Source organism: Clostridiales bacterium (assembly GCA_030016385.1).
Lineage (GTDB): Bacteria > Bacillota > Clostridia > Clostridiales > Oxobacteraceae > JASEJN01.
Map to the genome: position 1 here is coordinate 31,892 of JASEJN010000018.1, position 22,271 is coordinate 54,162.

Consider the following 22,271-nt stretch of genomic DNA (forward strand, 5'->3'; position numbering starts at 1 on the left):
AAGCGCTTTTTATATACATCCCTTACAATATTAAAGAGTGGGAAAACCCACTCTTATGCTCAACAATCTATTATGCTAAAAATACAGTATAAGTATAACACGAAATTATACGTGTTTCAATACTGAAAAAATAAATCTTGCTGCGACATTCCTGTACTAAAATAAAGTCAGCTGATTTGTTTCGGGCATGCCTTCAAGGCATCCGTGTTTTTTCAGTATTTCTATTACCGTTTTCGATACACCGGCTCTATTTCTTAAGTCTTCTATTGATATATACTTTCCCTTCTTTCTCTCCTCTGTGATGCTTTTTGCCGCTGTTTCACCAAGCCCTTGAAGAGAGTTCAAAGGTGGAAGAAGTCCTTTATCGATTACTAAAAACTTGACGGCATCGGATTTATATATATCTACATGGTAAAATTTCAATCCCCTTTTATACATTTCCAGTGCGATTTCAAGTATTGTAAGAAGACCTTTCTCTTTTTGGGAAGCTTCATTTCCTATATCTTCTATTCTTTTGATATTTTCTTTCACAGATTCCTCACCGTTTACGATTATATCTGCATCGAACTCATCCGCTCTGATCGTAAAATAAGCGGCGTAAAAATATAAAGGCATGTATACTTTAAAATATGCAATCCTTATAGCCATCATGACATATGCGACAGCATGGCCTTTTGGAAACATATATTTGATTTTTTTACATGAACCGATATACCATTCGGGAACACCGCAGTCCTTCATTTCCTGTATGTCCTCATCTCTCAGGCCCTTTCCTTTTCTTACTCTTTCCATTATGGTAAATGCGCTCTTTGGCTTCATACCTTTTTTAAGCAAATAGAGCATGATATCGTCCCTTGTAGATATCACTTCCTTCAGCGTAGCAGTTCCGTTCCTTATAAGCTCCTGCGCATTGTTCAGCCATACATCGGTGCCGTGGGAAAGTCCGCTTATCCTTACGAGATCCGAGAATGTCTTAGGCTTTGTATCGACGAGCATCTGCCTCACGAATTTGGTACCGAATTCAGGTAAACCCAATGTGCCTACCTCGCAGTTAATATCCGAACTCGTTACGCCAAGAGGCTCAGGAGATGTAAATAGCCTAAGCACATTTTTATCCGCCAGAGGAATGGTTGTAGGATTTATGCCGGATAAGTCCTGGAGCATCCTGATTACGGTCGGATCATCATGGCCGAGTATATCCAGTTTTAAAAGCCTGCCGCTTATAGAATGGTAATCGAAATGTGTGGTAATGACATCCGAATTAACATCATCCGCAGGATGCTGTATAGGAGTAAACTGATATATTTCGTTATCCCTGGGAACAACCATAACTCCTCCGGGATGCTGCCCAGTAGTCCTCTTGACGCCGGTGCATCCCTTAGTAAGCCTGTCGATTTCGGCTTGAGGCGCATATATATTTTTATCCTGAAGATAGTTTTTCACAAACCCATATGCAGTCTTATCGGCAATTGTTCCAATTGTACCTGCCCTGAATACGTGTCCCTTTCCGAACAATACTTCCGTATATTTATGTGCGACAGGCTGATATTCGCCTGAAAAATTCAAATCTATATCAGGCTCCTTATCGCCTTCAAAGCCCAAAAATACCTCAAAGGGTATGTCATGGCCATCCTTGTTCATCATTGTACCGCACTTTGGGCACACCTTATCGGGCATATCGGCGCCGCAGCCATATGAACCATCTGTAACAAACTCCGAATGCTTGCATTTCGGGCATACATAATGGGGAGGAAGCGGATTTACCTCTGTAATACCGGACATCGTAGCGACAAATGAAGACCCTACGGATCCTCTTGAACCCACAAGATATCCATCGCTTCTGGATTTTGAAACTAATTTCTGAGCGATCAGATAAAGAACCGCATATCCGTGGCTTATTATAGAATTCAATTCCTTGTCCAGCCTTTTTTGTACTATATCCGGAAAGACCTCGCCATATATTTCATGAGCCCTTTTTAAAACCATGCTTTTAATATCTTCTTCGGCGCCTTCTATTTTGGGAGGGAATGTCTCATCAGGTATGGGAAGTATCGTATCGACCATGTCGGCGATGATATTCGGATTTTTTATTACGACATCATTTGCAATCTTATCGCCAAGGTATGAGAATTCCTCAAGCATTTCATCCGTCGTCTTAAAATATAGCGGTGCCTGCCTGTCGGCATCTTCATAGCCTTGTCCGTGCATCAGAATTTTTCTGAAAACCGCATCATATGAATTTAAAAAATGTACATCCCCTGTTGCCACAACAGGCTTTTTATATTTTATGCCAAGATTTACTATCCTTTTATTTATAGATTTAAGCTCGTCTTCATCTCTTACTTTATTTTCCCTTATCATAAACTCGTTGTTTGCAAGAGGTTGTATCTCCAAATAGTCGTAAAACTTGACTATAGGCAATAGCTCCTCATCCGAGGCGCCTCTTAAAACTTCCCGGTAAAGCAGCCCGGCTTCACATCCCGAACCTATTATCAATCCATCGCGGTACTGATCGAGAACGCTTTTTAATATTCTCGGTTTTCTGTAAAAATATTTGAGGTGTGAAATTGAAATCAATTTATACAGGTTTCTAAGACCCTCGTAATTTTTAACAAGTATAACAGTATGGTAAGTCTGCATTTTCTTGTAATCCTGTTTGCCTGTAAAGATTCTGTTGATATCCGAAATAGTACGAGCTCCCTTTTCCTTCAAAATATCATTGCATTTTAAAAGTATCATACCGGCACATATTGCATCATCGGATGCCCTGTGATGGTTTTCCAGTGTTATGTTAAGATGTTTTGCCACTATATCGAGTTTATATTTTTTAAACTTCGGAAATAGGAGCTTTGAAAGAGTCAAAGTATCGATTACAGGGTTATCTATATGGATACCGATTTTTTCTGCTCTTTTTTTGATAAATCCCATGTCAAATTTAGCATTATGCGCAACTATTACGGCATTGCCTATAAATTTATACAGATCCTTCAGCACTTCGTTTACTTTTCTCTTGCCCTTTACCATATCGTTTTTGATTCCTGTGAGCTCGGTAATATTCTGTGGTATATTTATTTCAGGATCTATAAGTTCGTTGAACTCTTTTGTTATTTTGCCGCCTATTATCTTTGCAGCGCCTATTTCAATTATTTTATCCGTTGATGAGTTCAAGCCGGTAGTTTCAATATCCAATGCCACGTATTCCCCATCAATGTCCATGTCGTTTGCATTAAGTACAATGGGAGCGCTATCATATACGAGGTACGACTCAACGCCATAAATGACTTTAATGTTATTTTTTTTAGCTGCCTGTGCGGCTTCGGGAAAGGCCTGCACTACTCCATGATCGGTTATGGCAATAGCCTTATGCCCCCACGAAGCCGCCTGCGCTATAAGGTCTGATGCGGAGTTTAAACCGTCCATGGCGCTCATCTGAGTATGCAGATGCAGTTCAACCCTTTTTTGGGGCGCAGTGTCCAAACGCTTCGGGGCAGATGTCTCCTGCAAATCCGATGCAAGCATTACAACCTCTCTGGCATATTTATCGAAAGAAGCATCGCCCTTAACCTTTAAGTGAAGTCCTATCTTTATCCTGTCTTTTAGAACAGTACTGTTTTTGTCGCTTGTAAAAACCTTGACTGTAATGGAACTGCCATAATCGGTAATATTAAAGCTTATAATAGTCCTACCGCTTTTTGTTTCTATTATTTTCAAATCGAATATGTCGCCTTCAATGCAAACTTTCCCTGACGACTCGTTTATTGATTTAATGGGAACAGGATCGTCACTTATTCTTTTGCCCAGTATGACAGCTTTTTTTGTATCTTCAGCTTCCCTTTTGGGCGCCGTATTATTATTTTTCCGCGCATCGCTAATTGCCTTGGATATTATCATGTCATCTTCGGTTTTTTTCTTTTTGTAATAATCTTCTACATCGGATTTTTCCTGCATAAGCTGTATTTTTACATTGACTTTCAGATTAAACCTGTTTAATATAAATTCCTCTATCAATTTATCACAGTTTTTGGACAGTAAAAATTCATATCCGAATTTGTTTTCGACCTTAAATATGTACTTGCTGCCGTCTATGCTTCTTGCAGCATTTTTAATCCAGCCGTTTGCAAAAGGTATCTTTTTGGATATATAATCTATTATTTCACCTATGCCGTCATGATCGATTTTATATAGGTCGATACTCTGAGCTGCTTTTTGTGGGTGTGGATATAGTATATTGATATCATAGGCGATTTTATATTTATTTTTTATCATGTTTGCAATCTCATCTGAAATTTTATCATCGATGTTTTTTTCGGTATTTATGTAAACATCCCATCGCCTGCTTTCCAAATTGACTCCTACCTTGGTTATATCCATATCGCTTAATATATCCATGATATCTTTATTCATATTTATGCCGGATAATACATCTATCATCCTCTTGGACATTTTAAACCCTCCAGTAAAGTTCATTTGCCGCGCATTGGGTACATCAAGACTATTCTTCAAATATGAAGAATTCACCCTGCGCATTTTCATAAAAATAGAACAGCAGTCATCTGTTCTATTTTACCATTTACATTTTTTCGATTTGTTCAATAAGTTCATCCACCAGCTTTTCTTCAGGGACTTTTTTTATAATTTTACCGTGTTTGAATATCAAGCCTTCCCCTATGCCGCCTGCTATGCCGATATCGGCCTCTTTGGCCTCTCCAGGCCCATTAACCACACAACCCATTATTGCAACTTTGATGTTTTTATTGATACCCTTAAGTCTTCTTTCGGTTTCTTCTGCAATTTTTATAATGTTTATTTTAGTCCTTCCGCATGTGGGGCAGGATACTATATCTATTCCCTCATTTAAGATGTCAAGGGATTTTAAAATTTGCCTGCCGACATTTACTTCCAATATGGGATCACCTGTCAGAGATACCCTTATGGTATCGCCTATGCCTTCTGCCAGCAATGTTCCGATGCCGATTGCGGACTTGATTGTACCCATTTTAATAGTACCCGCCTCCGTTACTCCAAGGTGGAGGGGATAATCGGTATTTTCGGATATAAGCCTGTATGATTCAATCATCATCGGAACATCCGACGATTTTATAGATATAACTGTATTGAAAAAGTTCAATTTTTCAAGAATATCTATATGCTTTTGGGTGCTTTCGACTAAAGCTTTTGCGCATACCTTCCCATACTTTTGCAAAAGGTCCTTCTCTAAAGAGCCTGAATTGACCCCGATCCTTATAGGAATATTTTTATCTTTTGCCGCATTCACCACCTGTGCGACCCTATCCGCATTTCCTATATTACCCGGATTAATCCTTAATGCATCGACACCGTTTTCAATCGCCGCAATGGCAAGCCTGTAGTCAAAATGTATATCTGCAACGAGGGGTATCGAAATATTTTTTTTAATCGCAGCCACGGCCTTCGCCGCTTCCATGTCGGGGACCGCTACCCTTATTATGTCGCAACCGGCCCTTTCCAATTCTTTTATCTGCTTCACAGTTGCCTTGACATCTTTTGTATCGGTATTTGTCATGGATTGAACCGTAATCTTGCTATCTCCGCCTATATATATATTCCCTATTTTAATTTTTTTCGTTATTTTCCTTGCCATTTTTTCACCAGCTAAAAACCACTGAATTTGAAAATATCTTTGAAAGTTATAAGTATCGTAAGTACCATAAGAAATGCAAATCCTACAAAATTGGCAATGCCAACTTTATCGGCATCCAGTTTCTTTCTGGTAATCCCCTCAATTATCAAAATGATCAGCCATCCTCCGTCAAGAGCCGGAAACGGGATAAGGTTGATAATAGCAAGATTTATGCTCAAAAGCGCTGTAAAGAACAGCAGAGTGCTAAAACCTGCCTTTGCAGCTTCACCCGTATATTTTATTATTCCCACAGGGCCGCTTATATCGTTTACAGATGCTTTGCCCATGACGACACCTTTAAGATATCCACCCATTTGTTTTATAATGGATACCGTGTTTAAATATCCATACTGTATCCCTTCAGGCAGACTGGCCCTCCCGAAATATGGCTCAATCCCTACCATATATGAATTATAATTCTTGTCAAAAACGGGTACGATATGCAAATTTACCGACTTGCCGCCCCTGTTTACCGTTACGTCGAAGGGTTTTCCCTTATTCTGATACATAAACATTCTAAAATCATCGTAAACCAATATCTTTTTGCCGTTTACGTGGGTTATTCTATCTCCTGCCATGATGCCGGCACTTTTAGCCGGATATGTGATGTTTGAACCGCTGAGAGGCTTCGCATAATCCTTGACTACAGGCTTTGCATAACCTGAGAACATGGCTATGCCGGCAAAAATGATTATCGGTATTATTATATTCATTATAGGCCCTGCAGCGATAACGGATATCCTGGCAGGGGTGGATTTGCTGCTGAAGGATTTCGGGTTATCCACCTGTTCATCTTCTCCAAGCATCTTTACAAAACCGCCTATGGGAAATATCCTCCATGAATATTCAGTTTCACCTTTCCCGAATTTTAAAAGCCTTGGTCCCATGCCGAATGAAAATTCATTTACCTTTATACCGGTTAACTTTGCGAGCATAAAATGTCCGAACTCATGGCCTAAAATAAGCAGCCCGAAAACAAATATTACGGCTAATAATGTTGTCATTAGAACACCACCTTATACTTTTTATAAATTTCACTTTTTACACGTCTATCCGTCTCCAATATTTCCTCCAGGGATGGATTATTTATTTTATTATGTTTATCCATCATATTTTCAACTATCCTCGGTATATCTAAAAACCCTATAACATTCTTTAGAAATAAGTTCACACAAGCTTCGTTTGCAGCATTTAAAACCACCGGCATCGTTCCTCCCTCTAATCCGGCATCGTATGCCAACTTCAGACTTCTGAAAGTTTCAATGTCCGGTTCTTCAAATGTCAGGCCTTCATGGATCTCTAAAAGATCAAGCCTTTTCCCTGAGCAAATCAGCCTTTTTGGATATCCGAGGGCATATAGAATCGGGTTTCTCATGTCCGGCGCACCAAGCTGCGCTATTATCGAACCATCCCGATATTCCACCATCGAATGTATTATACTCTGAGGATGGATTATCACATCTATTTTATCAAAACCAATATCAAAAAGCCAATGAGCTTCAATAATCTCAAATCCCTTGTTCATCAGAGTAGCTGAATCAACAGAAATTTTTTTACCCATATTCCATCTTGGATGCTTAATCGCATCCTGCGGACTGACGCTGCTTAGATCCCTTACTTTTCTGCCCCTGAAAGGTCCCCCCGATGCCGTCAATATTATTTTTTCCACTTCATTCAAATTATTTGAAGATTTCAAGCACTGAAATATGGCGCTGTGTTCGCTGTCTACTGGAATGATCTCCGATTTCGACTTTTTTAATACATTTTTAATCAATGCTCCTCCTGCAACAAGTGTTTCTTTATTTGCGAGGGCGATTATTTTATTCTTTTCTATTGCTTTCAGCGTCGGAACAAGCCCTGCAATACCTACCACAGCCGTAAGTACAACATCTGAATCGTCCATCTGTGCAATAGTATTTAATCCTTCAACTCCATAAAAAATTTCAGTTTTAGTGTGACCGAGCATATTTTTAAGTTTTTTTGCGCCTTCATAATCTCCAACCGATACGGCAGACGGATTAAACAGTAGTATTTGCTTATACAGCAAATCGATATTTTTATTTGCACCAAGAGCAACAATCCTGAACTTGTCGCGGTTGTTCTTTATTACATCCAGCGCCTGTGTTCCAATGGAACCTGTAGAACCAAGTATAGATATGTTTTTCATATATTCACCTGCTTTTGATTTATGCTTTCTTCATATATCATTTTAATAATCAATGCAAACAGCGGGCCGAATATGGCACCTAAAAATCCAAAAAATTTAAGACCTATATATATGGACAACAATATTATAAGCGGATGCAAATCAAGCTTACCGCTTATAAATTTCGTCTCGAGCATCTGCCTCGTGATTCCAATTATGATATAGAGGCAAATAAGAGAAACAGCAAAAATGACATCACCACATATTATACTATATAATGCCCACGGAATGAAAATAAGCGCCGGTCCGATTAGAGGCAATATATCGAGTATACCTGAAAATATTCCTATCAGCAGTGCATATTTTACATTTAAAATAAAGAAGCCGGTTATAGTTTGCAGCGTACTTATGACAATCAGCATACACTCGGTTTTTATTATATTGATTATCGATCTATTTATTTTTAATGTTATTTTAAATATATTTTGTGGAACATTCCTTTTAAATATGTCGATTATAATTTTTCTGTCCTTCAAAATAAAAAATGCTGCGGCGGAACTAAATGTTATGTACATGAATATATCAGGCAGTGCCAGTATAGACTTGATTATCCCATCTTTTAATTTAGCTATGGAGTTTATGAAGATATTTATTACTTTCATTGTGTCAATGGCAGTTATATTCTGCCCATCTTCATTAATATGAAAATATTTATTAATCAATACATTGTATTTCTGCAAAAAGTAATTGATCTTTTCATAAAAGTTCGGGATGTCTTTTAATATCGACAGGGTCTCTTTATAAATATTATGAATTAAAAAATAGATAATTGCAAAAAAAATAATGCAAAAAAATAACAATGCTATAGTTATGGAAAATTTGCGGCTTAAAGATAGCTTATCCATGAGGATCTTTATTACAGGCTCTAAAATTATGCTTATGAATACAGCTGTTATGAATGGCGAAAACAGCGGAGCCAGATATTTAAGCAGCAAAAATATTACGATACATAAAATTACAGCTTTAAGCATGGCCTTTATATGCAAATTTAAGTCACCTTATAATATATGCTATATAATAATATACTAAAGGAGCAGCAAAAAGTATGCTATCAAATCTATCGAGAATACCTCCATGTCCCGGCATAATATTGCCATAATCCTTAATCCCTGCATTCCTTTTGATGGCTGAAGCTGCAAGATCGCCTATCTGAGAAATAATACTTCCCGAAATTCCAATTATCAGCAAATCGATAACATGAATATCTATTATATTGTATTTTGCCAATAAAAGCCCATAGATGATACAGCCTACGGTGCTCCCTATAATTCCGCCTATGGAACCTTCCACGGTTTTTTTAGGGCTGATTGCAGGGCATAATTTATTCCTTCCAAAAGCCCTGCCTGTAAAATAAGCGAATGTATCGGACATCCATGCGACAATAAATACAAACCATATCAAATAAACACCTGTATTTTGTATAGCCCTTATGAGGTACAGGTATCTGAACAAAAACGGTAAATATAATACCCCTATTATCGTTACAGCCGAGCTCAAAAAATTATATCTGTTGTTAAAAATGGGAACGGATAATACGATGAGCATGATTATCGCTATAAAAAGCGTCATATAATTGATATTGCCACCAAACAGAGTCAAAAGCAAAAGCACCAATCCGGATACAACTCCAAGGCCAATCATGGGTTTCACACCGGTTTTTCCTGCCGCCGAATAATATTCATATAGGCCTATAATGCTTATCAAGCATAAAGCACAAAAAAATATATATTTGTTTATAATGACAGCCGCAAATAGCAAAGGAAGTGCGATAATAGCAGTGATAACCCTTTTTTTCAGCATTTTATGCCCCTCTTTCAAATTATTTGATTGCACCAAACCTTCTATCTCTTTTCTGATAATCCAAGATGGCTTTATACAGATATTTCTTATTAAAATCAGGCCAGTATATATCGGATTCAGAAAACCATAATTCAGAATATGCACACTGCCAGAGCAAAAAATTGCTTATTCTGTATTCCCCGCTTGGTCTTATTATTAAATCAGGGTCCGGCAGATTTCCCGTATATAAATATTTAGGGAAAGTCCTTTCATCAATATCACGGGCATTTAGTTTGCCATCAGCTATAAGAGCCGCGATCTTTTTAACCGCATTGATTATATCTGCCCGTCCTCCATAATTCAATGCAAGGTTTAAAATAAGCCCGTTATTTTTTCCTGTTGTTTCAATGGCTTTGTCCAATTCTTGCTGGCATATTAAAGGCAGTTTGGAAATATCGCCTATTGTCCTTATAACTACATTGTTTCTGTTTAATTCATCGACTTCGTTTCTCAGATACTGTACCAGCAAACTCATAAGCGTTTTGATTTCGTCAGGGGGCCTTTTCCAATTTTCTGTAGAAAAAGCATATAACGTCAGTACCTTGACGCCTATTTTAGAGCATGCCTTGACTATTTCTCTGATAGTTTCTACGCCGGCCTTATGCCCCATGGCTCTTGGAAGATTTCTTTTCTTTGCCCATCTGCCATTCCCATCCATAATGATAGCTATATGGGCAGGTATATTATTTTTATCTATCTGTTTATACAGATCTATCTCATTCTCAGTTTTATTTTTTTCAAAAAACAAATGCATATTATCACTCCATGGCAGCTATAATTAAGTAAACTTATATATAACTTAGCAATAATCCTGATCCCAAAGCGATCAGGATTATTGCTAAGTTATTCAATGTTTAAAAATAGCCGACGATTAACTTTATCTTCTCTGAATGCTTATCAAGCCTGATAATTCGAACTTCATTCCCTATCCTTTTATTTCCGGGTTCATCATAATTTATTATCTCTATATTTTTATCCAGGATACCTGATTTATTCAATTTTATAATACCGTCATTTAGCCTCAAACCTATAACGTCAGGCAGCATTTATATCTCCATTACCTCTTTTTCTTTCGTTTCAACAGCTTTGTCAATATCCCTTATATACTTATCCGTAAGCTTCTGAATGCTTTCCACTTCATCCCTCTCCTGGTCCTCGGTAATCGTACCATCTTTTTTCATGACTTTTATTTTGTCATTCGATTCGCGCCTGATAGAACGTATGGCAATCCTAGCTTCTTCCCCATGCTTTTTGATTACTTTAACGACGTTTCTTCTGGTCTCTTCGGTGAGCTCCGGTATGGATAGCCTTATTATCTTTCCATCATTCATAGGATTCAATCCAAGATCCGACTTCAATATTTCCTTTTCGATTTCCTTTAGCAATTTAGGATCCCATGGCTGAATAGTAAGCAGACGGGGTTCCGGTGCAGCGATATTAGCAAGCTGGCTTATCGGAGTCAATGCGCCATAATACATCACAGATATTTTTTCAAGTATTGACGGATTTGCCCTTCCCGCTTTTAAAGATGAAAGTTCCTTTTTTAAAGCCACTAATGTTTTCTTCATCTTTTCTTCAGATGCTTTATTCATTTCATCTAACATACATCTCTACCCCCCAATAATACTTTTCGAACCTCTTATGACTTAAAGTCACGATTGTTCTCACCTTATTTTATAAATTACCTACATAAGTACCAATAGCTTCGCCCATCAGAACCTTTATAATATTATCAGGCTTGTCAAGTCCAAATACCAGTATTGGTATATTATTATCCATGCACAAAGATGTCGCTGTGGAATCCATTACACCGAGACCCTTGTCGAGTACATCCATATAACTTAATTTATCATATTTTTTTGCATTCGGATTTATTTGAGGATCAGAGTCGTAAACGCCATCTACTTTTTTGGCGAGCAATATCACTTCGGCCTCGATTTCAGCAGCCCTCAATGCAGCGGTAGTATCGGTTGAAAAAAACGGGTTACCGGTTCCAGCTCCAAATATTACAACACGGCCTTTTTCAAGATGCCTCATGGCTTTACGTCTGATAAATGGCTCCGCAACTTCTCGCATTTCAATTGCAGTCTGAAGTCTGGTAGTGACGTCTATATTTTCGAGGGAATCCTGGAGCGCAAGACCATTTATGACAGTTGCCAGCATACCCATATAATCAGCAGAGGCCCTGTCCATATTATTTCCATTTCGACCGCGCCATATATTTCCACCCCCGACAACTATACCGACTTCAACGCCCAAATGAACTACTTTCTTTATCTGTGATGCAATTTCGTTGACAGTATCAAAATCTATGCCTATGCCTTTTTTGCCTGCCAATGCTTCACCGCTTAATTTTAACATTATCCTTTTATATTTAACCTGCATATATTATTATACCTCCACAGATGTTATTCCTACAATATCCATTTGTATTATGTCTTAAAAAAAGAACACAAAAATATTGTGCTCTTTTTTTAAGTAATCCTTAAGCTTTATTTATTTGAGCCTGAACTTCTGCTGCAAAATCTTCTGCTTTCTTTTCAATGCCCTCGCCTTTTTCAAACCTTACAAACCTTTTTATGCTTATCGGCGCACCCATCTCTTTGGACTTTTGATCTAAATATTCCTTTATAGTTAAATCCTGGTCCCTTATCCAGAGCTGCTCTATCAAGCACACTTCCTTAAAGTATTTCTGCAGCCTTCCATTTACCATCTTTTCGGCGATAGCTTCGCTCTTGCCTGAATTTATTGCCTGCGCTTTATATATTTCTTTCTCTTTCTCTATTACATCGGAAGTTACCTGATCCTTGGTGATATACTGGGGACTTGCGGCTGCAACCTGAAGAGCTATTTCTTTTGCCACATTGTCCAGCCCTTCCGTATTCTTGCATGCTAATTGAACAAGGACACCTATTCTTCCACCGCCGTGTATGTAATCTTTTAAGATTTCATTATCCTCTTTTGCAAACCTCTGAAATCTCCTCAGGTTCATATTTTCACCTAGTTTTGAAATAAGTCCGGTTAGAGCATCCTTTACAGTTCCTTCCCCTTCTGCATATTTTTCATTTAATAGTTCATCGACGTTGCTAGCCTTTGAATATGCAGCTTGTTTTGCTATTCCCTTTGTGAACGATATAAAATCATCATTTTTGGCTACAAAGTCAGTTTCACAATTAACCTCAACAATAGATCCATAAATACCATCAGGCGATAAATATGTTTCAACAAGTCCTTCTGATGCTATCCTCCCGGCTTTCTTGGCAGCAGCAGCCAATCCTTTTTCCCTCAATATTTCTATCGCCTTGTCGATATCACCATTTGCGTCAGTAAGAGCCCTCTTGCAATTCATCATGCCTGCGCCGGTTCTCTCTCTCAGTTTTTTAACCATATCAGCTGTTATCATATATTTCCCTCCAAATATTTTCTATGTTTACATCAAAGCAAAACTATTTTTTATGTTGAACCTTTCATTCCTAAAATCATGAGTGTTCACACATATATTTATAAATTCTATTTGCAAATAATAAGGGTAAGAGTTTTCGGTAAGGGAAAATCCCCCTATGCCTGTGACCCTTACCCCTTTAAATATTATTCAGCAGCAGTTTGTTCTCCCTGTCGACCTTCTAAAACAGCATCAGCTATTTTTGAAGTTATCAATTTAACAGCTCTTATTGCATCATCATTGCCGGGTATTACGTAATCGACCTCATCCGGATCGCAATTTGTATCAACTATTGCAACAATGGGAATACCAAGTATCTTTGCCTCCTGGATAGCATTTCTTTCTTTCCTCGGATCAACTATAAACAACACTCCGGGAAGCCTTTTCATTTCTTTAATACCGCCAAGATTTTTCTGGAGCTTTTCCTTTTCTGCCTTTAGCTTGATTACCTCTTTTTTGGGAAGCAAGTCAAAAGTGCCTTCCTGCTCCATAGTCTCAAGGTTCTTAAGCCTTTCTATTCTTGTCTTTATAGTCTTGAAATTTGTAAGCATGCCACCCAGCCATCTCTGGTTTACATAGAACATATTGCACCTTAAAGCTTCTTCCTGTATGGATTCCTGTGCTTGCTTTTTCGTCCCTACAAACAGCACGTCTTTATCATCGGCAACAACGGATTTTATAAATTCATAAGCCTCTTCAATCTTCTTTACCGTCTTCTGAAGATCAATAATGTATATGCCGTTCCTTTCCGTAAAGATGTACTCAGCCATTTTAGGATTCCATCTTCTTGTTTGATGGCCAAAATGTACCCCTGCTTCAAGCAATTGTTTCATTGAAATAATACTCATTTAATATTCGCCTCCTGGTTTTTTCCTCCGCACCATTCATTTCCTTGAAAGACCAAACAACATGGCACCAACTCAAGGATTATGGGCGTGTGTAATAAATCCACTTTTGTAGTATATCATATTTGCTTTTTTACTTCAACTTTATTTTTGAGGTGCGATTCGCAATATGAGCTTATGTTATTTATATTCAAAGAATATCATCTGTATTATAACCAAATCATCATGGATTAACCGGGACAAAATAAAAAAGCCCTAAAAATTTGTTTGGCTTAGGGCTTACAACACCTATTTGAGCTTTTTTAGCTCTTCCAATAATTTATCGTTTAATATCTTAATATGCGTTCCCTTCATGCCAAGCGAACGAGATTCAATAACTCCTGCGCTTTCGAATTTCCTAAGGGCGTTAACGATGACGGATCTCGTTATTCCTACCTTATCGGCTATTTTGCTTGCGACAAGCAATCCCTCGTTGCCTTTAAGTTCATCAAATATATGTTCAACAGCCTCTAATTCGGAATAAGACAGCGTTCCTATGGCAAGCTGTACAACGGCTCTCTTTCTCTCCTCTTCCTCTGATTCAACGCTTTTTGAACGTATTATTTCCATTCCCAGTATGGTTGCAGCATATTCTGCAAACACTAAATCGTCTTCGTCAAAGGGATCGTTGTATCTTGCGACAACCATAGTCCCCAATCTTTCCCTGTTTCCTACAATAGGTACTACAGTTGAAAATTTATTAGCCTTTGTGCATTTAACATCCTTTACAAAAACGCATTCGCCTTCAACAACAGTATTTGCTTTTGTTTCATCTATATGAAGCAATACATTGTTAAATTCATCAGGGAATTTCATCTCTTTGATAACATTGTCTTGAACTATCTCACATTCAAAACCCTCAGAAAAATTATAACCTAATATTTTGCCTTTCTTGCTTACGATGTAAACATTGCATTTCAATACTTCCGTTAAAATATTGCATATCTCATTAAAAGATACGGGTTCTGTCGCTGATTTTTGTAATATCTTATTTAACATTCTTGTCTTCTCAAGAAGTGTAGCCATTTTTTATTTCCTCCTATCGTTTCTAAATGATATATTTAGATAAATCTTTATTTTTCATGCTTTTTGAAAGCTTATTTATAACATATTCCTTGTTTATGACAAATTCTTTCTGTGAAACTTCAGGAACATCGAAGGATATATCTTCTAAAAGTTTTTCAAGGACGGTATACAGCCTTCTTGCGCCAATATTTTCAGTCTGCTCATTTATATAATAAGCTGTATCTGCTATCTCGTCAACTGCATCATCGCTAAATATAATGTTTACTCCCTCGGTTTTAAGCAGCATCGAATACTGTTTTAACATTGCGTTCTTAGGCTCAGTCAATATCCTTTTAAAATCATCTTTTGTAAGGCTTCCCAGTTCGACTTTTACAGGGAATCTTCCCTGAAGTTCAGGTATAAGATCCGTAACTTTTGATACATGGAAAGCTCCTGCCGAAATAAAAAGCATATGATCTGTCTTTACCGGACCATATTTAGTTATCACGGTGCTTCCTTCAACGATTGGCAGGATATCCCTTTGAACACCCTCTCTTGATACATCCGGACCTGCCGTATAATTTTTACCTGCGATCTTATCTATTTCATCAATAAATACTATACCGTTTTGTTCCGCTCTCTTAATAGCCTCCTCGGTAACATCATCCATATCGATCAGTTTTTGCGCCTCTTCCTGCTTGAATATGCGCCTTGCATTTTCAATCTTGACTTTTTTGTTCTTTTTCTTTTTCGGGAAAATACCTCCGAACATGTCCTGCATATTTACATTCATTTCTTCATTGCCCAGACCAATCATCTCAATCGTAGAATAATTTTTTTCTTCTACTTCGATATCGATATACATATCTTCGATCTCTTTGTTCTTCAGCTTATTTCTTAAATCTTCCCTTTCTATTCTCATCTTCTCACGTTTTTCGATATCGACCGCATCTTTATCTTCATCTTCATTTTCCTGCTTGGGATTAAGGAGAAATTCAAAAGGATTTTTAAAATCGGATGATTTATCTTCAGATGGAAGCAATATATCTATAATTCTTTCTTCAGCAAGAGAAGTTGCTCTATCGGCCACATCATTTATCTTTTCATTTTTTACCATCCTTATGGAATCCTCAACCAGATCCCTTATCATAGACTCGACATCTCTTCCCACATATCCAACCTCGGTAAATTTTGTAGCTTCAACTTTGATAAAAGGCGCTTTTACCAACCTGGCCAATCGCCTTGCTATCTCGGTTTTACCGACCCCTGTCGGACCTATCATCAAGATATTTTTAGGGAGTATGTCATCCTGAAATTCCATGGGGAGCTTGCTTCTTCTGTACCTGTTTCTTAACGCAATTGCAACGCTTTTTTTGGCATCAGCCTGACCTATTATATATTTATCGAGTTCTTCAACGATTTTGCGAGGAGTCAACTCTTCCATTATAACACTCCTTTACAACTCTTCTACGATTATGTTGTCATTTGTAAACACACATATCGAAGAGGCTATCTTCAAGGCCTTCTCAACTATATCCCTAGGTTCCAAACTCGTATTTTCCTTTAAAGCCTTTGCCGCTGCAAGAGCATACATTCCGCCGGATCCGATAGAGGCTATGCCGTCATCCGGATCAATCACCTCGCCGCTTCCCGAGATAATTAAAAGATCATCTGCATCCACGGCAATCATCAAAGCTTCTAACTTGCGTATGGCTTTATCTGACCTCCACTCCTGAGCAAGTTCAACTGCTGCCCTTCTTAGATCGCCGCTATGCTGCTCTAATTTTTCCTCAAATTTTTCAGATAAAGTAAAAGCGTCGGCGACTGCTCCTGCAAAACCAATCAGCACTTTATCCTTATATATGCGTCTAATTTTTTTGGCGGTATGCTTCATTATGGTGTTATCTCCAAATGTTACCTGACCATCGCCTGCAATCGCAGCTTTTTTCCCTATTTTACACGCCGCAATTGTAGTTGCTTTAAACACTCTGCCACCTCCATCCAGCCAATATACAAATAATAAGTTATTATTTATGCTATAATAACATAATATGCAAATTTATACAATGTTAATTATGTTATTATTTATAAAACTTTTTAAAGTTTTCAATGAATTTTCAGAAATTTTAATATTCTTTGTTCTTTTCTCTTTTATTTTTTCGTCAATTTTGGGAATAAGTCCAAAATTGACATTCATCGGCTGAAAATGTTTTACATTTTCATTTGAAATATAAGAAGACAGAGAACCTATGGCAGTGCATTCAGGAAACACTAAAGCTTTTTCACCTGCTATAATGCGGCTCATATTTATTCCAGAAATCAACCCCATGGATGCCGACTCCACATATCCTTCAACTCCTGATATCTGGCCTGCAAACATTATGTTTTTATTATTTTTCAACTGCAGCGTAGGTAAAAGAACCTTGGGAGAATTTATATATGTATTTCTGTGCATCACCCCAAATCTTAAAAATTCCGCATTTTCAAGGCCGGGTATCAATCCGAAAACCCTTTTTTGCTCATTCCATTTCAAATGCGTTTGAAAGCCTACAATATTATATAGTGTACCCGCAGCATTATCCTGACGAAGCTGAACAACGGCATAAGGTCTTTTCCCCGTCTTTGGATCGATTAAACCGACTGGTTTCAAGGGTCCGTATAATAGAGTTTCTTTTCCCCTTTTTGCCATGCTCTCAACGGGCATGCATCCTTCAAATACTATCTGCTTTTCAAAGCTCTTCAACTCAGCCGTTTCTGCATTCACAATTTCGTGCCAGAAGTTCTCATATTCTTCCTTTGACATCGGACAATTCAAATAATCATCTTCGCCCTTACCATACCTCGAAGCTCTGAAAACCTTTGTCTTATCGATTGAATCATAAGTAACTATCGGCGCGGCGGCATCATAAAAATATAAATAATCATTCTCTATAAGTCTCCTTATGGATTGCGACAATTTTTCAGATGTTAAGGGGCCGGTCGCAATGATAGTATATTCGTTTGCGTCTATATTTGTAACTTCACCCCTTATGATATTTATGTTTCTGTTTTCCTGAAGCTCACATGTTATCCCATCGGAAAATTTCTCCCTGTCAACCGCAAGAGCGCCTCCTGCAGGGACTCTATACCTGTCGGCATATCTTATTATTATGGAATCGAGCATGCGCATTTCTTCTTTTAATAGTCCCACTGCATTTTCCAATCGATTGGACCTTAAGGAATTGCTGCATACAAGTTCTGCAAAATAGCCTGTATGGTGGGCGGGCGTATACTTGACCGGCCTCATTTCATAAAGGTCGACTTTTACACCGCGTTTTGCAAGCTGGTATGCAGCTTCGCTTCCTGCAAGCCCGGCACCTATTATTTTTACTTTATTATCCATTATTGCCACCATCCGTACTATTCATAACATCTTTTTTATAATTACAATTTTCATTGATACAGGAAAGTATGCTGCCCTTGCCTTTTGAATATTTTTTTACCATCATGCTTCCGCATTTCGGGCATTTTTCATTTGTCGGTTCATACCATGTCATAAAGTTGCATAATGGATAATTTTTGCATCCATAAAACTTCCTGCCTTTTTTTGTCTTCCTGAGTATCAATTTTCCCCCGCATTTCGGGCAGGGTACATCTAACTCTACAGTATATGGTTTTGTATTTTTACATTCTGGATATCCGGGACATGCAAGAAATTTCCCATAGCGTCCATTTTTTATCACCATGTTTCTCCCGCACTTTTCGCATTTTATATCGGTAACTTCAACCTTTTCTTCAATTTTAATTTTGCTTATCTCATCCTCGGCATGCTTAAGCTCAGGTTGAAAAGATTTATAGAACTCATCGATTACGCTTACCCAGTCTTTCATCCCTTCTTCGATATCATCAAATTGTTTTTCCATATTCGCTGTGAACTCTACGTTTACTATTCTCTTAAAATACTGGCTTACGATATCATTAACTATTTTCCCCAATTCTGTCGGTTTTAAAAATTTCTTCTCTTTTTCCACATAATTTCTTTCAAGTATGGTCGATATTATAGGGGCATAAGTACTTGGCCTTCCTATTCCATTCTCTTCAAGCATTTTAACGAGTGTGGCCTCTGTATAACGCGACGGCGATTGGGTAAAATGCTGCTTTGGCTGTATCTTTTTCTCATCCAGTATTTCATTTTCATGAATGTCAGGTATGTCTGAGCCTTCAGCTTTATCATCTTCATCTATCGAATAAATTATCATAAATCCGGGAAATTTTATTTTGTTTCCGCTTGACTTGAATATATACCCGTTGTTTTCTATATCAACCATAACTGTGTCAAAAACAGCTGCGGTCATCTGGCTTGCAATAAATTTATTCCAGATGAGCTTATATAGTTTATACTGGTCGCTGCTTAAAGAACTCTTTATGGTCTCAGGGCTTCTTTTAGATGATGTGGGGCGTATAGCTTCATGAGCATCCTGAGCATTTTTATTCGTTTTATATATTCTCGGTGAATCAGGTAAATACTTATCATCATAAGAACTGCTTATATATTCTCTTGCTTCTGCAATAGCTTCATTTGCGATTCTTGTAGAGTCAGTTCTCATATATGTTATAAGTCCTAAAGTACCTTCACCTTTAATATCTATGCCTTCGTACAACTGCTGTGCCACTGCCATGGTTTTTTTGGTTGAAAATCCTAATTTTTTATAGGCTTCCTGCTGCAGTGTGCTTGTAATAAAAGGAGGGGAAGGATACTTCTTTTTCTGGCCTCTTTTAACTTTTTTTACAATGAAGTTTCCCTTTTTTACCGTCCCAATAATCTTATCGCATTGCTCCGAATCGGTTAGCTCTATTTTGCCTTTGGCATCTCCATAAAAATTAGCCTCGAATGTTTGAATAGAGTCTTTCTTTGCAAGTGTTACAGAAATAGTCCAGTATTCTTTGGGAACAAAATCGTCAATTTCTTTTTCCCTGTCGCATATAAGCTTAACAGCCACGGATTGCACCCTGCCTGCACTCAATCCCCATTTTACTTTTTTCCACAAAATCGGGCTAATCTGATATCCGACCAGTCTATCCAAAATCCTTCTTGCCTGCTGGGCATTTACCAGATTATTATTGATTGCCCTCGGATGCTTTATAGAATCCTTTATCGCATTTTTAGTTATCTCATGAAATTCGATCCTGCATGGAGTACTTTCATCGATGTTCAATAAATATGAAAGATGCCATGATATAGCTTCCCCCTCTCTGTCGGGGTCTGTGGCAAGCAGCACTTTATCGCTTTTTTTGGCCTGCTTTTTTATGCTCTCAATAAGGCTTCCCTTTCCCCTTATATTGATGTACTTTGGTTTATAATTATTTTCAATATCAACACCCATCTGGCTTTTGGGAAGATCCCTCACATGTCCCATGGAAGCCTGAACAGTATAATTTTTGCCAAGGAATTTGCCTATCGTCTTGGCTTTTGCCGGTGATTCAACTATAACAAGGGTTTGAGTCAACCGCTCCACCTCCAAATAGTTATGTTCAAATATAGTTTATTGCGCTGATTTAAATATCGATGCTAACATAAAATATCTTGAGCATTTATTTAATGGCTGAAATTTGCTTCAATATGCAAAATCAATTTATTTAACGGCATCAATTTATCTTTTATGTATTATACCAAAAAAGGTAAATTTTTAACAGCTTTTGAATCAAACTATTATTGTTAAAATTCAGCTAAATTTGCAAACATATCTGCCGGGAATAATCTTTACCAGGCCTTTTAATTCAAGCATAGTTAAAAGAGAATTTATTTCATTTATTTTAAGAGAGCATCTTTTTGCCAGATCATCTATATACAATGGCGAACACTCTATATTATCCATTAATATTTTCTCTTTTGCCGTAAGCTGACAAGTAATATTATCATTGTTTTGCACCTGATAGTCAACTCCAAGTTCCTCAAGTATGTCGCATATATCAGTTACAGGCTTTGCGCCTTGCTTTATAAGGAAATTTGTACCCTTGCTCATGTTGGAAAATATACTTCCTGGAATCGCATAAACATCTCTTCCCTGCTCCAATGCGAAATCAGCAGTTATGAGTGCTCCGCTTTTTTCACCGGCTTCAACGACCAGCACTCCATCGGACATACCGCTTATTATCCTGTTCCTGGCCGGAAAATTTCCGGAAAGCGGCATGACGCCGGGAGGATATTCAGATACGACAGATCCGTGCTCTATTATTTCATCCATGAGTTTTTTATTTTCAGGCGGATATACTATATCGCAGCCGCATCCGAGGACCGCGCAGGTATAGCCGCCATTCTCTATGGCACCCATATGGGCCTGTGTATCTATTCCCCTTGCCATGCCGCTTATTACACCTATATTGTATTTGCTAAGCATAAACGATAATTTTTTAGCGGCATTTCTTCCGTACATCGTACATCTTCTTGATCCTACGACTGCGACATTTTTCTCATATTTCTCCATATTGCCCCTAACATAAAGGACATATGGCGGATCATATATCTGCTTTAACTTTTCAGGATAACTTTTATCGTCAATCGATATTATCTTTATCCCCTTGGATAGAATATTTTCTATCTCCGATGCTAATTTTTTCTCATTGCGCCTTTCTATTATATTTCTTGCCAGAGTATCAGAAATACCTTCGATTTTTTTAAAATCGGACATTTGTGCATTCCATGCGTTATATACGCTGCCGAAGCATCTTATTATATCTGTTATTCTCCTTGTGCCTATGCCGTCGATTGAGCTTATCCAGTAATAATATAATCTGTTGTGCTAACTGATTATTTAGGGTATTAAGGAATATTATGGTAATCAAGATAATCATAGTATCCCTGTTAAAATGAGTATCTGGTTTAATTATCCAAATACGAGTTCTTTTATCTTTGCTATATCAATGTCTTTACCCATAAGCATATTGATATAATAACAAAGATTGTAAGCTAAAAGCTTGGTTTTTATCCTGGATAAAAGACCCCAATATGACTTTGCTAATACCCTCTCAATATTGAGTTGTCCTGTAAGTTGTGAGGCTGTAGTCTCTATCCTGCGCCTTAGTTTGAAGATAGTCTGTCTTAGTATGGTAGGAAATTGTACCTTGCTATTGTTCTTTTTAACTGGTAAAAGAGTTATTTCTTTTTCATACTCTAACTCTGCAGCAAGTTTATTTCCTATATAGCCTTTATCTCCAATCAAGGTTATCTTACGGTATGAGTCTATAAGTTCCCATACT

The 22,271-nt window shown here is 37.7% G+C and carries 19 protein-coding genes; all 19 read right to left on the minus strand.

All coding sequences use genetic code 11. From position 1 onward, the window contains the following. Positions 1–156: 156 nt before the first annotated feature. The gene (locus QME45_06230) at positions 157–4,443 is read right to left on the minus strand and encodes a PolC-type DNA polymerase III (protein MDI6618261.1); all 4,287 of its coding nucleotides are present in this window, start codon (positions 4,441–4,443) and stop codon (positions 157–159) included. A 127-nt stretch (positions 4,444–4,570) separates the two neighbouring features. Continuing rightward, the gene (gene ispG, locus QME45_06235; GenBank protein ID MDI6618262.1) at positions 4,571–5,620 is read right to left on the minus strand and encodes a flavodoxin-dependent (E)-4-hydroxy-3-methylbut-2-enyl-diphosphate synthase; all 1,050 of its coding nucleotides are present in this window, start codon (positions 5,618–5,620) and stop codon (positions 4,571–4,573) included. A gap of 11 nt (positions 5,621–5,631) precedes the next feature. Further along, complete coding sequence (gene rseP / locus QME45_06240) at positions 5,632–6,663, minus strand: RIP metalloprotease RseP (protein ID MDI6618263.1); 1,032 nt, start codon at positions 6,661–6,663, stop codon at positions 5,632–5,634. Continuing rightward, positions 6,663–7,826 (minus strand): 1-deoxy-D-xylulose-5-phosphate reductoisomerase, encoded by a 1,164-nt coding sequence (locus tag QME45_06245; GenBank protein ID MDI6618264.1) that lies wholly within the window; start codon positions 7,824–7,826, stop codon positions 6,663–6,665. Before QME45_06245 ends, rseP begins: the two co-directional genes overlap by 1 nt. Continuing rightward, positions 7,823–8,851: a sporulation integral membrane protein YtvI gene (gene ytvI, locus QME45_06250; protein ID MDI6618265.1), complete on the minus strand. Its 1,029-nt coding sequence runs from the start codon at positions 8,849–8,851 to the stop codon at positions 7,823–7,825. The genes QME45_06245 and ytvI overlap by 4 nt, the downstream gene beginning before the upstream one ends. Before the next feature lie 7 nt (positions 8,852–8,858). Then, positions 8,859–9,665, minus strand: a complete 807-nt coding sequence (locus QME45_06255) for a phosphatidate cytidylyltransferase (GenBank protein MDI6618266.1) — start codon at positions 9,663–9,665, stop codon at positions 8,859–8,861. Between the two features lie 19 nt (positions 9,666–9,684). Further along, entirely contained in the window at positions 9,685–10,458 is a 774-nt protein-coding gene (locus QME45_06260) for an isoprenyl transferase (GenBank protein MDI6618267.1), read from the minus strand. Between the two features lie 100 nt (positions 10,459–10,558). Next, positions 10,559–10,750 carry a hypothetical protein gene (locus tag QME45_06265; protein MDI6618268.1) on the minus strand — a complete coding sequence of 64 codons (192 nt, stop codon included), beginning with the start codon at positions 10,748–10,750 and terminating at the stop codon, positions 10,559–10,561. Beyond that, positions 10,751–11,308, minus strand: coding sequence for a ribosome recycling factor (gene frr / locus QME45_06270; GenBank protein MDI6618269.1), 558 nt, complete (start codon positions 11,306–11,308; stop codon positions 10,751–10,753). 70 nt (positions 11,309–11,378) lie between these two features. Beyond that, on the minus strand, positions 11,379–12,089 hold the full coding sequence (gene pyrH / locus QME45_06275; GenBank protein MDI6618270.1) for a UMP kinase: 711 nt from the start codon (positions 12,087–12,089) through the stop codon (positions 11,379–11,381). A gap of 100 nt (positions 12,090–12,189) precedes the next feature. Then, complete coding sequence (tsf, locus tag QME45_06280) at positions 12,190–13,107, minus strand: translation elongation factor Ts (GenBank protein ID MDI6618271.1); 918 nt, start codon at positions 13,105–13,107, stop codon at positions 12,190–12,192. Positions 13,108–13,292: 185 nt separating this feature from the next. Next, on the minus strand, positions 13,293–13,994 hold the full coding sequence (gene rpsB / locus QME45_06285; protein ID MDI6618272.1) for a 30S ribosomal protein S2: 702 nt from the start codon (positions 13,992–13,994) through the stop codon (positions 13,293–13,295). 285 nt (positions 13,995–14,279) lie between these two features. Continuing rightward, positions 14,280–15,056 (minus strand): GTP-sensing pleiotropic transcriptional regulator CodY, encoded by a 777-nt coding sequence (gene codY / locus QME45_06290; protein MDI6618273.1) that lies wholly within the window; start codon positions 15,054–15,056, stop codon positions 14,280–14,282. A gap of 22 nt (positions 15,057–15,078) precedes the next feature. Then, positions 15,079–16,479, minus strand: a complete 1,401-nt coding sequence (hslU, locus tag QME45_06295) for an ATP-dependent protease ATPase subunit HslU (GenBank protein MDI6618274.1) — start codon at positions 16,477–16,479, stop codon at positions 15,079–15,081. 12 nt (positions 16,480–16,491) lie between these two features. Continuing rightward, on the minus strand, positions 16,492–17,022 hold the full coding sequence (gene hslV, locus QME45_06300) for an ATP-dependent protease subunit HslV (protein MDI6618275.1): 531 nt from the start codon (positions 17,020–17,022) through the stop codon (positions 16,492–16,494). Between the two features lie 72 nt (positions 17,023–17,094). Further along, positions 17,095–18,417 carry a methylenetetrahydrofolate--tRNA-(uracil(54)-C(5))-methyltransferase (FADH(2)-oxidizing) TrmFO gene (gene trmFO / locus QME45_06305; protein ID MDI6618276.1) on the minus strand — a complete coding sequence of 441 codons (1,323 nt, stop codon included), beginning with the start codon at positions 18,415–18,417 and terminating at the stop codon, positions 17,095–17,097. After that, positions 18,410–20,521, minus strand: a complete 2,112-nt coding sequence (topA, locus tag QME45_06310) for a type I DNA topoisomerase (GenBank protein ID MDI6618277.1) — start codon at positions 20,519–20,521, stop codon at positions 18,410–18,412. Before topA ends, trmFO begins: the two co-directional genes overlap by 8 nt. Before the next feature lie 216 nt (positions 20,522–20,737). Then, a complete protein-coding gene (dprA, locus tag QME45_06315) occupies positions 20,738–21,703 on the minus strand; it encodes a DNA-processing protein DprA (GenBank protein ID MDI6618278.1) in 966 nt (321 codons plus the stop codon). A gap of 195 nt (positions 21,704–21,898) precedes the next feature. Next, on the minus strand, positions 21,899–22,271 hold a 373-nt coding region (locus QME45_06320), incomplete at its 5' end, for a transposase (GenBank protein ID MDI6618279.1).

Coding starts and splice junctions, on each gene's coding strand:
- rseP (MDI6618263.1), bottom strand. CDS start 6,663: ATGACAACATTATTAGCCGTAATATTTGTTTTCGGGCTGCTTATTTTA.
- ispG (MDI6618262.1), bottom strand. CDS start 5,620: ATGGCAAGGAAAATAACGAAAAAAATTAAAATAGGGAATATATATATA.
- dprA (MDI6618278.1), bottom strand. CDS start 21,703: ATGTCCGATTTTAAAAAAATCGAAGGTATTTCTGATACTCTGGCAAGA.
- QME45_06245 (MDI6618264.1), bottom strand. CDS start 7,826: ATGAAAAACATATCTATACTTGGTTCTACAGGTTCCATTGGAACACAG.
- QME45_06230 (MDI6618261.1), bottom strand. CDS start 4,443: ATGTCCAAGAGGATGATAGATGTATTATCCGGCATAAATATGAATAAA.
- tsf (MDI6618271.1), bottom strand. CDS start 13,107: ATGATAACAGCTGATATGGTTAAAAAACTGAGAGAGAGAACCGGCGCA.
- codY (MDI6618273.1), bottom strand. CDS start 15,056: ATGGCTACACTTCTTGAGAAGACAAGAATGTTAAATAAGATATTACAA.
- trmFO (MDI6618276.1), bottom strand. CDS start 18,417: ATGGATAATAAAGTAAAAATAATAGGTGCCGGGCTTGCAGGAAGCGAA.
- QME45_06265 (MDI6618268.1), bottom strand. CDS start 10,750: ATGCTGCCTGACGTTATAGGTTTGAGGCTAAATGACGGTATTATAAAA.
- QME45_06260 (MDI6618267.1), bottom strand. CDS start 10,458: ATGCATTTGTTTTTTGAAAAAAATAAAACTGAGAATGAGATAGATCTG.
- hslU (MDI6618274.1), bottom strand. CDS start 16,479: ATGGAAGAGTTGACTCCTCGCAAAATCGTTGAAGAACTCGATAAATAT.
- pyrH (MDI6618270.1), bottom strand. CDS start 12,089: ATGCAGGTTAAATATAAAAGGATAATGTTAAAATTAAGCGGTGAAGCA.
- frr (MDI6618269.1), bottom strand. CDS start 11,308: ATGTTAGATGAAATGAATAAAGCATCTGAAGAAAAGATGAAGAAAACA.
- rpsB (MDI6618272.1), bottom strand. CDS start 13,994: ATGAGTATTATTTCAATGAAACAATTGCTTGAAGCAGGGGTACATTTT.
- QME45_06255 (MDI6618266.1), bottom strand. CDS start 9,665: ATGCTGAAAAAAAGGGTTATCACTGCTATTATCGCACTTCCTTTGCTA.